Source organism: Fructobacillus durionis, assembly GCF_900112405.1.
Classification (GTDB): Bacteria; Bacillota; Bacilli; order Lactobacillales; family Lactobacillaceae; genus Fructobacillus; species Fructobacillus durionis.
Map to the genome: position 1 here is coordinate 1 of NZ_FOLI01000002.1, position 11,744 is coordinate 11,744.

Here is an 11,744-nt window from a genome sequence, read left to right on the forward strand (position 1 = left end):
GTGTGAAACTCGCCTCGAGATGAGATTTCCCATCTAATTAATAGAGTAAGACCCCTCAGAGATGATGAGGTAGATAGGCTAGAAGTGAAAGTGCTGTGAGGCATGGAGCGGACTAGTACTAATCGGTCGAGGACTTAACCAAAGAGTCAAATGAGTGGTTTGTTTAAGGAAAAAGAGAAGTAAGGATTATTTAGTTTTGAGTGTAAAAGCTCAAAAGGTGTCGTGTCGATGGCAAAGAGGAACCACCTGTTCCCATCTCGAACACAGAAGTTAAGCTCTTTAGCGCCAAAAGTAGTTGCCGGAACGCTGGCTGCGAGGATAGGACGATGCGATGCCTGTACATAGTAAGGAAGAACCTAATCATTAGGTTCTTCTTTTTTTGTCTTCATTTGTTTTAATTGGCGGTCAATACGTACGTGTCTATCATTTTAAAGGAATTAACTGTTGGCACGTTCTATTACTACTTGATTGTCTTAAAGTGCTTCAGAGCTATTTTAAGGATAATAAAAAGACCAGGCCTAGCAATTTATACTAGGCCTGGTCTTTTTGCTCTTATAGGACGTTTACTGTCTAATTAAAACGTGGTCCGTTTTTCTCTGCGTCATCCTCAGCATGGTTAGCCTTGCGGATGTTTGCTAACCGTTCATGCAAAATACCAAAGCGAACGCCGCGCTTTGAGAAAATCATGCGATCGGAATTCAAACGGCGCATCAAGGTCATTGCTGGTGCAAGTCCACCAATAATGATATCAGCACGTTCCTTTGAAAGACCCGAAATGTTCTTTCGTTCATCCAAATTAGAGGAAAGCATGTTAATAAAGATTGACTTCACTTCTTGAATGGACATGTGGAAGCCATGAATATCTTCCCAGTCTTTAATGGTGTCATCGTTACGACGCTTAATCTTAGCTAGGGTACGGTTTGAACCACCTAGTGCGATGAGTGGAAGGTTTGTTCCACGGTTTAACCACCAGATATCATTATAAATGGTATTCAAATGATCGAAGAGTTGGAAGAGCTGGCTAGCAGATGGTACATCAGTATCCAGTTGTGCCTCTGTCAACGTCACAGCACCTTGTGGAATACTGATGGCGTTTATTTCTTCACCGTTTTGGATAAGAACCAATTCGGTACTAGCACCACCAGTATCCATAATGATACCGTTTACGATTGGTAGGGAGTTAATAACACCTAAATAATCGTAGTGGGCTTCTTGCTGTCCAGTAATAACCTCTAGTTGAATGCCGGTCTTCTCGAAGACTTCTTCTAAGAACTCAGCCTGGTTGGTTGCATTTCTTGTTGCTGCTGTACAGATAGCCTTAATGTTTAAGTTTGGTAGATTTTCAAACTTCTTCTTAAAGGAGGCAATCGCTTCAATCGTTCGATCAATGGCGGGCCGTTTTAAGGTGTTTTCGGGACCCATGTTTTCAGATAGTCGAACAACTTCTTTTGCTTCTAAGATGGGCTGATATGAGGCATCGTCATTAATTTGATCAACTTCTAATCGGATTGAGTTGGAACCCAAATCAATAATGGCAAAGTTTTCCATGTACGATTCTCCTTTTTAATTTTCTTCTTTCATTATACCGGTTTCAAACAATCGCTTGTTCATAATTGGAACCTGATTTTCCACTAGGTAGTCTTGAACGTTGAATGATTTAATGCCACGGTGAGAAATTCGTGTCCACTTGTCATTTGCTTCGAGGTTTCGTGCTTTCACGTTGTCCTTGCTAAAGTCATTGAAAATCTCTCGAACATCTCGATTAAGGACTTTGTTCAAAACAGGGAAAAGAATTTCAACACGGCGGCTGAGATTGCGCTTCATCAAATCGGCACTTGAAAGGTGAACCGTTGGCTTACCAGCGTTTTCGAAAATGTAGATTCGGCTATGTTCAAGTAGTCGACCAACAATTGAGTGAACGGTAATTTTGTCACTAATTCCTGGAATGCCAGTACGAAGATTACAGATACCACGAATGATCAGTGTGATTTTAATCCCAGCTGCATTGGCTTCGTAAAGTTTCTTAATCATCTTGGTATCGGATAGAGAGTTCATCTTCATCAAAATACCGTTTGGCTTGCCGGCTTTGGCGTTTTCAATTTCTTCGTCGATTCGGTCCATTAAGTAGTCTCGAATGTTATTTGGAGAAATGACTAACTTCTTTAACGTTGGCTCTTGTGTTTTACCAGCCAAGTAATTAAATATTTTTTCTGCGTCGTCGCCAATTACCTGGTCGGCCGTAAAGAGTCCCATGTCAGTGTAAAGCTTAGCCGTTTTATCATTATAGTTTCCAGTTGCTAAATGAACATAATGCTTCTTAGCTCCAGCGACTTTACGGGTAATTAAACAGAGTTTTGAATGAACCTTCAATCCTGGAATTCCATACAAGACCTTACATCCGGCTGCTTCAAGTTCATCCGCCCACTTTAAGTTATTTGCCTCATCTGATCGAGCCTTTAGTTCAATCATGATGGAAACTTCTTTGCCGTTTCGAGCAGCTTCTAGTAGAGACTTGATGATTGGGGACTTTTTCGATACACGGTAAAGAGTCATCTTAATTGCAGTGACCGTTTTGTCCATTGCTGCTTGGTTAATGAAACGGAGGACTGGTTTAAATGAATCATATGGATGGTGGACTAAAAGATCGTTCTTATCAATGTTGTCAAACATTGGTGTTTCTTGGAAGACCTCAGGATCATAGGGAATGACTTTTTTGAAGAGTAAATCTGCATGTCCTTCGATTTGATCAATCATTGAATTAACAAAGGTTAATTCCAAAGGAGTGGCCAATTTGAAAATATAGGCTGGCTTCAACTTGTAGCACTTTGCTAACCAATCGATTAAAGTCAGATTTGAATTCAGAGTGGTTTCCAAACGAATGACGCTGCCGTGTTCACGTTCTTCGAGTGTTTTGACAACGGCCTGCTTATACTTCTTAGAATTACGATCATTAATATCGTAATCCATATAGCGTGTAATCTTGAAGAGTGCCCAAGCATCAACTTGCTGACCAGGAAAACAACGCTTCAAGAAGTGGCGAATGATATCTTCGATGAGAATAAATTGGTTTGAAACGCCAGGAATGGCCTGAACACGTTCCATATCTTCTGGAAGTGGGATAATCACACGTGAGTGCTTATCTCCACGGTGTGTACGAACGATAAAGTTAATGGAGTCGTTTGCTAGGAAGGGAAGAGTTTCCGAATCATCCACTTTGAGTGGCGTGATGTTCGGGAAAATATCTTCTTCGAAAACTTCTTCAAAATAGTCTTTCTGTTCATCAGTCAACTTGGACCAGATTAATAGTTTAATCTGGTGACGGCTCAACTGGGGTAAAACCATGCGACGTAGTATATGTCCCTGCTGAGAGATGAGCTCCTGCGTTTTTGCTAAGACCATGTCTAACTGTTCATGAGGGGTATGCCCCGCCGCATCTTCGGGTTCTTTTTCCTTCTTCTTCTTTAGAAGGGTAGCCACACGAACATTGAAAAATTCATCAAGATTATCCTGACTAATTCCAAGAAAGCGCAGGCGCTCTAAAAGTGGATTTTTTTTATCTTGTGCTTCTTCTAGAACACGGAAATCAAAATCCACCCAGGATGTCTCGCGACTATTGAAATATTTCGGATTATCTAAGTTCATTCTGTATACCTTATATATATGTTTAAATAATGTTTCAAATATCTATTAATATAGCACGTATTCGCTTTATAATGGGCTTTTTTTCCGAATATTAAAGGAAATATACACCTATTATTACGTTTATTTCGAACGTTGTTACAAACGTAATTTTACAATTAGAATGGTTATAAAACAAGGGTTAGAAAGTAGACAAATCAGAAAAAATGGGATAAAATTTAAGCATAAATATTTAGGTGTCGTGTCGATAGCAAAGAGGAACCACCTGTTCCCATCTCGAACACAGAAGTTAAGCTCTTTAGCGCCAAAAGTAGTTGCCGGAACGCTGGTTGCGAGGATAGGACGATGCGATGCTAATGTTATTGAAAGCAGCAGTAGGCGACCGGCCCACTGTTGTTTTTTTAGTTAATTTTGGATAAAATGTAGTAAATACAAGATGAAATTCAAGTAGTCTTCTGGTAGAACAGAGGTGATCTGATGGAAATGGAACGTATCAACGATAACACCATCCGGGTAATGGTCGAAAACGACGACTTGAAAGACCGCGGTACTTCAGTACGCGATTTACTATCTGACCGGAATAAAATTGAAAGCTTCTTTTACAATATCTTATCTGAACTTGATACTGATCAAGATTTTGCTGACAATGATAAGGTTTCTTTTCAGGTGCTACCAAATCAAAATGGTTTAGAGCTCTTTATCTCCCGTCTTGATGACGAAGAGGCCCTTGGTTCCTTACTTTCGACTCTTTCACAGCGTGAGGAGAATGAGGCGGCTAATCAAGAACAAGCTTCGGACAGCATGTCACCAATTGATGATTTGTCCTTTGAGCAAAAACAAGCGCTTCAAGAAAGTGACCAAACACAAGAAAACGCAGTTTCCGTATCTTCAGCGGGCCGTATCGACGTTGTCGAGTTAAAGGATTTTGAAGACTTACTGTCCTTGGTTGCACTTTTAAATGACTTTGAAGGTAACTCTTCAGCCTACCAATATAAGAACAAATACTATCTTTCAATTGATAGCCGTTTCTTGAACCTTTCTGCATCTGAGTTAAATAGTTTCTTTGCAACATTAATCGAGTATGGCCGTTTTGCTAAGCAATCCGATTCATTCTTATCTGAGCATGGTGACTTACTCTTCAGAGGAAAGGCAATTCAGTCATTGAATAAGATTTTTGCTTCCGCCTAGATTTTTTCCAACTGACCTGCAAAGTCGGTTATAATGGCTTTATCATCTTTTTTGGAGAGAATAATGCAAATTTTAAATACCATTACGCTTATTTTAGTTTTCTTCTTGCTTTTCTATGTTGTCTCAGCCTTGACTTCAAAGTTCTTGGCCCGTCAACGAGCAACGGTATTGAAGGCTGACGCTTTTATTGAAAAGCAGCAAGAATTGCACGGCCAGTTGATTGATGTGCGTGAAAAGCAACCCTTTAAGCGTTCACACCTGCGCGGTGCGCGGAACATGCCAGCGATGACTTTTTCACAAGGAAAGTCTGGTTTGCGTCAAGATATTCCCGTATTCGTTTATGGTGATACATTGGCAAACGCCTTAGGCGTTGCTAAGCGCTTGCGTAAGGAAGGCTTTAGCAAGTCCAACCTTTACTTAATGGCAGGTGGGTTCCGTCAATACACTGCAAGAAAAAATCGCTAAGAGCACAAAAAAAGAATCGCCCTTGAGCGATTCTTTTTATTTATCAGTTTTAGAAACGTGATTGGTGTGCAGCCTTTGAACGACGAACAGCTTGCTTTGAAACTTCTTCGTATTCTTCTTCGGCCTTTTGTTGAGGAGCAACAACGGCCTTCTTGTAACCAAATGCGGTTGCTGCAGCAGCAATAGCTGAACCTAGAATACCAGTTGCAACACCTGACTTAAATCCCTTAGCCATAACAATCTCCTTTTTAGTTATATCTTATTTATTATCGTTTATTTTATGACATTTGTAAACGGCTAGTCCATGAAAGGCACTGAAATGAAAAAAATCAAAGTTATTGTGATTGCTGGACCGACAGCTTCTGGTAAATCAGATCTTGCAATGGATTTAGCTGAAAAATACAATGGTGAACTGATTTCTGCTGATTCTCTCCAAGTATATAAGCAATTAGACATTGGTACAGCGAAGGCTAGCAAAGAAGAGTTGAAGCGAGGTCCGCAACACTTAATCGACATTGTGCCCTTTGATGCTGACTATTCAGTGGCTGACTTTGTGGAAGATGCAGATGAAGCGATTGAGGAAGTGGTAGGCCGTGGTAAAGTGCCGATTATCGTTGGTGGTACTGGCTTTTATATTAAGGCCTTACTTGGGCAGCAACAGCTAGATTTTGCACCGTCTGTGGCTGCAGAGGTAGCGGTTGATCAGCAAAAAGATTTAAAGGACTTGGTTTCTGAGCTAAAAAACAGTGCTGATTCTGAACTAGTTAGTCGTGTTGATTTGCATAATAAATCCCGTGTGATTCGAGCACTGCAAATTGCTCGACACGGAAGTAAAGATGCTGTTAAAGTCCGTCCTGAATATGATAGCCTTGTCTTAGCAATTGATTGGCCCAGAGAGGTTCTTTACGAACGAATTAATCAACGAGTCTACAATATGGTTGAAAAGGGTTTGGAGCAGGAAGCCCGGTTGCTCTATAACGCTGGGGGATTAAACGTACAAGCCGGACGGGGAATTGGTTATAAGGAATTTTATCCTTACTTCGATGGCAATCTGACCCTCGAACAGGTGATTGAAGATATTCAACAGGACTCGAGAAGGTATGCCAAACGTCAATTAACGTATTGGCGCCATCAGATTGAGGGCCTTGAGTGGATTGCTGGTGACAATCGTGAGGCCAAAGCAAGCGCACGCGTTCATGACTTTTTATTAAACAAGGAGTGATCAAATGGATTACGAAAAAGCATTATTGGATTTAAAAGACGGTAACATTGAGGAAATTGAAATTGAACCCGAAAACTTTCCTGCCTTTCAAAAGGCCTGGTCGGCATTTCCCTATCAAAACACTGTTCGAGGCATTGCTCACCGTGCTGGAAAAGTCACTTACGTTCGCGCAAAATAGGGTGTTCCTAGCAGTCTTTTGTGCTACAATATTAGCAAGTAAAGTAAAATTAAAAATGGCCAGCTATCGGCTTGGCCCTAATTGAGAGGCAAGATTGTGGCATTATCATTTGGACAACATAATATCGGTATCGATTTAGGAACCAGCAACACTTATGTATACGTTGAAGGTAAGGGAATCGTACTCCGTGAACCTTCAGTTGTAGCACGTAATACTGAGACCAATGAAATTATCGCAGTTGGTGAAGAGGCCCGTGATATGCTTGGCCGTACACCTGCATCAATTGCAGCAATCCGTCCAATGCGCGACGGTGTTATTGCTGACTACGACACGACTGTTGCAATGATTTCATATTACATGAAGAAGGCACTTGGTGGCCGTGTTGGGAAGCCTTTCGTTACCTTGGGTGTTCCAGCAAAGATTACTGCTGTTGAACGTCGTGCGGTTATCGATGCAGCCCGTGTGGCTGGTGCTCGCGATGCTTACGTATTAGACGAACCATTTGCAGCCGCTATTGGAGCTGGTTTGCCAGTTATGGAACCTACTGGTTCAATGGTTGTTGACTTTGGTGGTGGAACAACGGACGTTGCCACAATTTCACTTGGTGGAATTGTTTCTGCACGTTCAACCCGTTTTGCCGGTGATAAGTTGAACGAAGCCATCATCTCTTATGTTCGTAACAACAACAACCTGGCAATTGGTGAATCAACTGCTGAACGCTTGAAGATTGAAGTGGGAACTGTTTCACTTGAAGAAGCAAAGACATTGCCTGCATGTACGGCACGTGGACGTGACTTGTTGACTGGTCTTCCAAAGACTGTTGAAGTTCCTGCCATCGACATTGCACAGGCTATCCAAGATCCAATTAACGAAATTGTGAATGCAATTCGTGAAACTTTGGAATCAACACAACCTGAAATTGCAGCCGATGTCATCGACCACGGAATGGTTTTGACCGGTGGCGGTGCTCAATTGAAGGGCTTGCCTGAAATTATCGAAGGTGTTACTAAGGTTTCTGTACACGTTGCAGAGGACCCAATGGATGCCGTTGTTAAGGGTGTCGGTGAATCATTGAAGTCACTTGAAGTCTTGCGCCGAAACTAATGTTTTTAAAGAAAGCGTAGCGCTTGCGCTACGCTTTTATTTATAAGCGCAGAGGAGAATCAGAGCATGCGTAAAATCTTTTCATCTAAGACTGTTGTCTTATTGATGCTGGGGTTCCTAGTTGTAGTCGGCTTAATTGTCGGTTCTAACTGGTGGGCAAAAAGAACGAATAATCCACCTTTCTTCCAGCGAGCAGTGAATGATCTTACTGGAGGGGCTGCCAAAATTATCTCAATTCCAACGAATGCTGTTGGTAACCGAGCAAATTCTTTGGCGAACTTATTAAATACTTTTTCTGAAAACAAGGCTTTGAAGTCAAAGCTGGATGGTTATGCAGAAAACAAGGTGAAGTTACAAACAGTTGAAGAAGAGAATCAATCATTGAAGAAACAGCTTGATTTGAAAAAGACTCTAACTGATTATGAAACCATTTCAGCTGTGACGATTTCCCGTTCACCAACCACTTGGAACTCACAGTTGGTTATCGATAAGGGTGCTAAGTCTGGAATTAAGAAGGGGATGCCCGTTCTCGGTGATTCAGGAATTATCGGCCTGGTTTCCGAAGTAAACACGGTTAACTCAAAGGTTACTTTAATTTCAAACACTACGGAAGATACCAACCAGATTGCCATCACCGTTAAGGGCTCTGCTGGTGATACGAATGGTATCATCACAGACTATGATGCGGATAAGAAGATGCTTGTTATGGGTTCTGTGTCAAACACAGCGAATGTGAATAAGGGTGATACGGTGGTTACTTCTGGATTGGGAGGACGTGTTCCTTCTGGTTTGTTGGTTGGAAAAATCTCTGAAGTGACAACGGATTCTTATGGATTATCAAAGAAGATTTACATTGAACCTTCGTCTGATCTTTCAAAGATTTCAACAGTCCTAGTTGCAAAAAGTAGTATGGAGTCCTAAATGGCAGGCTGGCAATTTATACGTTTTCAATTTATTTTTCCATTAATTCTCTTGGTTCTATTTCTAGTAGACGGTAATTTGGCTGCTTCCTTGGGATTCTTAATGAAAGAGCCTTTCCACACCATCCCAATGTTGACCTTTACTTGGCTCTTTTACGCCATTCAGTTTGGAGCGTACAAGTCTTTGCCATACTACGTTTACGTTGTCATTTTCGGTGTACTATTTGATATTTTTTATACCGGTATCTTAGGAACCTATACGATTGCCTTTTTGTTGGGCACCTTGGTGATGGAAAAAATCCGTCCATTCTTTGATGAAAAGATGATGTCTGGATTGCTATTACTCTTGATTGGACAGGTTGTCTATTTGATTGTGACTTTCTTATCCGGTTATCTAATTGGTTCTGCTAATTTGTCAATTTTGTCTTTCTTCGTTTACCTTTTGTTACCAACGGTATTCTTAAATTTGGTGGTCGCTGCGATTTTCTACTATCCAGCATGGTCGTTGTTGCAGCGAATTGTTTAAACTTGCAAAGTGTTCTCGACCTCGTTATAATTAAGCAAGTTAAATCGTGGATTAGGCGAGTAGTTATTAAGTTCTTTTTAGGAAGCTTACGGTGATTGAGAGTAAGCAAGACTTAATAACGAAACACACCTAGGAGTGTGTTAGTGAACAGTATAGTAGCTAACATCGGTTGTGCCCGTTACGCACGAACGTTCAACGAACGTTTTGAGGCTTATCTAGTAATAGGTAGGCAATTATGAGGTGGGACCGCGTCTATACGCCCTCTAAGCAATTGCTTAGAGGGCTTTTTATATGCTTTAAAGTAGGAGAATGAGATGGAAAATATGTTGACTTTCTTACCCGGAATTTTATCTGGGTTACAGATGACGCTTGGTGTTTTCTTTATTACAATTATTGGTTCTATTCCCTTGGGAGTTCTTGCTTCACTGGGGATGAAGTCACCATACTTCACCATCCGTTGGTTGGTGAATGGCTACATCTGGATTATGCGTGGCACGCCACTGCTTTTACAGTTGATTTTTATTTACTACGGGTTGGCAATGGTCGGTGTACCTTTTACTCGTTTTGAATCAGCTGCTTTTGCTTTTATTATTAACTATGGTGCTTACCTGGCTGAAATTTTCCGTGGTGGGTTGCAGTCCATTCCCCAAGGACAGTTTGACGCTGCAAAAGTCTTAGGACTATCAAAGTCACAGACTTTCTTCAAAATCGTTCTTCCTCAGGTGATTAAGATTGTTGTGCCATCCTTTGGAAACGAAGTGGTGAACTTGGTTAAGGATACTTCCTTGATTTACGTTATTGGATTGGGCGATATCTTGCGTGCTGGACAAATTGCAGCCTCCCGTGACGTCACCCTTGTCCCATATTTGATTGTTGGTGTCTTGTACTTGCTGATGACGGCCATTGTGACAATTATTCTGCGTCGCAGTGAAAAGCGCCTGAATGTTTGGAGGTAATTATGATTGAAATCAAAGACTTATCAAAGCAGTATGGCGATAAAGTTATTTTTAAAGATTTGTCCATGACATTAAAAGATGGCGAAATCTTAGCCATTCTTGGGCCTTCAGGAATTGGAAAAACAACATTGATTAAGACCTTAACTGGTTTGGAAGAAGCGCAGTCTGGTCAAGTCGTCGTGGATGGAGAAAGCTATGCCGTTTCAGATCCTGCCATGACTTCTCAAATTGGTTTGATTTTCCAGGACTTCAATCTTTTTCCACACTTAACGGTACGTGAGAACATTAATCTGGCGCCCATGAATGTGAAAAAAGTTAGTCGTGTAGAGGCTGATAAGAAAACAGATGATTTGTTAGCTAAGTTAGGGTTGACTGAACAGGCTGACCTTTATCCATACCAGCTTTCAGGTGGTCAGAAGCAACGTGTCGGAATCGCCCGTGCTTTGGCGATGGATCCACAAGTGATCGCCTATGACGAACCAACTTCTGGTTTGGATGAAAAGGCCACGGAACAAGTTGTTGACATCATGCTTGCTTTGAAAAAAGAGGGTGTTAGTCAATTAGTGGTTACCCACGATTTGCCTTTTGCTGATAAAGTCGCCGATGAAACCTTCGACTTTGAAAAAGAGGTTCAGAAATGATTTCGATGAAGAAAAAAATAATTGTTAATTCAATTGTTTCACTGGTCTTTTTTGCCTTAGTTGGCTGGATGATTTTTGTTATCGCACAGCCAGGTTCTGAAACGGGTGTTGCCCGAGAAGACAAGTGGTCTGAGATTAAGGAAAAAAAGTCGATTACCATTGGGCTTGATGATACCTTTGTGCCAATGGGCTTCCGCGATAGCTCAGGAAAAATTGTTGGTTTTGACGTTGATTTGGCCGAAAAAGTCTTCTCAAATCTTGGAATTAAGGTGAACTGGCAGCCAATTGACTGGTCGATGAAAGAGACGGAATTGAATACCGGAAACATCGACGCCCTTTGGAACGGTTACACGAAGACGCCAGAACGTGCTAAGCAAGTAGCCTTTTCATCTACTTATCACCGCGCCCGCCTGGCATTGGTTGTTAAGAAGAGCTCGGGTGTTCGCTCCTTCTCAGAAATGAAGGGAAAGGTCCTTGGGCTTCAAACCGGTTCTTCTGGCGAAACAGCCTTCAACAATGAACCATCCGTTTTGAAAAAGTATGTTTCTGGAAATAAGGCGGTCGGTTATGATACCTTTGACAAGGCCTTTACCGATTTGAATGCCAACCGTATTACCGGGCTATTGGTCGATGAAGACTATGCCCGCTATTACATTAAGCATCAAGCCAATCCAGATGACTACCAAATTATGACCGGTGGCTTTACGGTGGCAGACGACGTTGTTGCCTTCCGAAAGGGTGACACAAAGCTTAAGAAGGCTGTTAATGAACAGCTTGCTAAACTTGAAAAGTCTGGTTACATTAACGAACTAGAATTGAAGTGGTTTGGTCAAACAAGTAGTAATCTTTCAAGCAAATAAAAGATAAAAAGGTCGCGCGCTGGAATCCCGGCAGCGACTTTTTTA

The 11,744-nt window shown here is 41.5% G+C and carries 13 protein-coding genes, 3 rRNA genes and 1 other annotated feature; of the genes, 13 read left to right on the top strand and 3 right to left on the bottom strand.

The features are described from left to right. Both BMZ93_RS02590 and rrf (BMZ93_RS02595) read left to right on the top strand, forming a co-directional pair. Positions 1-142, top strand: a 23S ribosomal RNA gene (locus tag BMZ93_RS02590); the annotation flags it as partial. A gap of 76 nt (positions 143-218) precedes the next feature. After that, positions 219-335, top strand: a 5S ribosomal RNA gene (gene rrf, locus BMZ93_RS02595). A gap of 235 nt (positions 336-570) precedes the next feature. On the opposite strand, the gene BMZ93_RS02600 is transcribed toward rrf (BMZ93_RS02595), so the two are convergent. Both BMZ93_RS02600 and ppk1 read right to left on the bottom strand, forming a co-directional pair. After that, positions 571-1,548 carry a Ppx/GppA family phosphatase gene (locus BMZ93_RS02600; RefSeq protein ID WP_091501946.1) on the bottom strand — a complete coding sequence of 326 codons (978 nt, stop codon included), beginning with the start codon at positions 1,546-1,548 and terminating at the stop codon, positions 571-573. A gap of 15 nt (positions 1,549-1,563) precedes the next feature. Continuing rightward, positions 1,564-3,642, bottom strand: coding sequence for a polyphosphate kinase 1 (gene ppk1 / locus BMZ93_RS02605; RefSeq protein WP_091501948.1), 2,079 nt, complete (start codon positions 3,640-3,642; stop codon positions 1,564-1,566). A 234-nt stretch (positions 3,643-3,876) separates the two neighbouring features. Between ppk1 and rrf (BMZ93_RS02610) the strand changes: the two genes are divergently transcribed. From rrf (BMZ93_RS02610) to BMZ93_RS02620, 3 genes are all read left to right on the top strand, one after another. Further along, positions 3,877-3,993 (top strand): 5S ribosomal RNA (gene rrf / locus BMZ93_RS02610). 123 nt (positions 3,994-4,116) lie between these two features. Further along, on the top strand, positions 4,117-4,827 hold the full coding sequence (locus tag BMZ93_RS02615; protein WP_091501950.1) for an adaptor protein MecA: 711 nt from the start codon (positions 4,117-4,119) through the stop codon (positions 4,825-4,827). A gap of 63 nt (positions 4,828-4,890) precedes the next feature. Next, positions 4,891-5,292, top strand: a complete 402-nt coding sequence (locus BMZ93_RS02620) for a rhodanese-like domain-containing protein (protein ID WP_159427780.1) — start codon at positions 4,891-4,893, stop codon at positions 5,290-5,292. A 49-nt stretch (positions 5,293-5,341) separates the two neighbouring features. Here BMZ93_RS02620 and BMZ93_RS02625 read toward each other — a convergent pair whose 3' ends face one another. Next, positions 5,342-5,527 carry a DUF3042 family protein gene (locus BMZ93_RS02625; protein ID WP_091501953.1) on the bottom strand — a complete coding sequence of 62 codons (186 nt, stop codon included), beginning with the start codon at positions 5,525-5,527 and terminating at the stop codon, positions 5,342-5,344. Between the two features lie 84 nt (positions 5,528-5,611). On the opposite strand from BMZ93_RS02625, the gene miaA reads away from it, so the two are divergent. The 8 genes from miaA to BMZ93_RS02660 all read left to right on the top strand — a co-directional run bounded on the left by miaA (position 5,612) and on the right by BMZ93_RS02660 (position 11,699). Continuing rightward, positions 5,612-6,514 carry a tRNA (adenosine(37)-N6)-dimethylallyltransferase MiaA gene (gene miaA, locus BMZ93_RS02630; protein WP_091501955.1) on the top strand — a complete coding sequence of 301 codons (903 nt, stop codon included), beginning with the start codon at positions 5,612-5,614 and terminating at the stop codon, positions 6,512-6,514. Between the two features lie 4 nt (positions 6,515-6,518). Further along, positions 6,519-6,692: a hypothetical protein gene (locus BMZ93_RS06625; RefSeq protein WP_200769363.1), complete on the top strand. Its 174-nt coding sequence runs from the start codon at positions 6,519-6,521 to the stop codon at positions 6,690-6,692. Between the two features lie 96 nt (positions 6,693-6,788). Next, entirely contained in the window at positions 6,789-7,796 is a 1,008-nt protein-coding gene (locus BMZ93_RS02635) for a rod shape-determining protein (RefSeq protein WP_091501956.1), read from the top strand. Between the two features lie 66 nt (positions 7,797-7,862). Next, positions 7,863-8,717, top strand: coding sequence for a rod shape-determining protein MreC (mreC, locus tag BMZ93_RS02640; RefSeq protein ID WP_091501958.1), 855 nt, complete (start codon positions 7,863-7,865; stop codon positions 8,715-8,717). Then, positions 8,718-9,242, top strand: a complete 525-nt coding sequence (mreD, locus tag BMZ93_RS02645; protein WP_091501960.1) for a rod shape-determining protein MreD — start codon at positions 8,718-8,720, stop codon at positions 9,240-9,242. 38 nt (positions 9,243-9,280) lie between these two features. Further along, positions 9,281-9,509: a binding site (T-box leader), on the top strand. Positions 9,510-9,556: 47 nt separating this feature from the next. Further along, positions 9,557-10,198 (top strand): amino acid ABC transporter permease, encoded by a 642-nt coding sequence (locus BMZ93_RS02650; RefSeq protein WP_091501962.1) that lies wholly within the window; start codon positions 9,557-9,559, stop codon positions 10,196-10,198. Between the two features lie 2 nt (positions 10,199-10,200). Next, positions 10,201-10,839 carry an amino acid ABC transporter ATP-binding protein gene (locus BMZ93_RS02655; protein ID WP_091501963.1) on the top strand — a complete coding sequence of 213 codons (639 nt, stop codon included), beginning with the start codon at positions 10,201-10,203 and terminating at the stop codon, positions 10,837-10,839. After that, on the top strand, positions 10,836-11,699 hold the full coding sequence (locus BMZ93_RS02660; protein WP_091501965.1) for an amino acid ABC transporter substrate-binding protein: 864 nt from the start codon (positions 10,836-10,838) through the stop codon (positions 11,697-11,699). The genes BMZ93_RS02655 and BMZ93_RS02660 overlap by 4 nt, the downstream gene beginning before the upstream one ends. Positions 11,700-11,744: the final 45 nt, after the last annotated feature.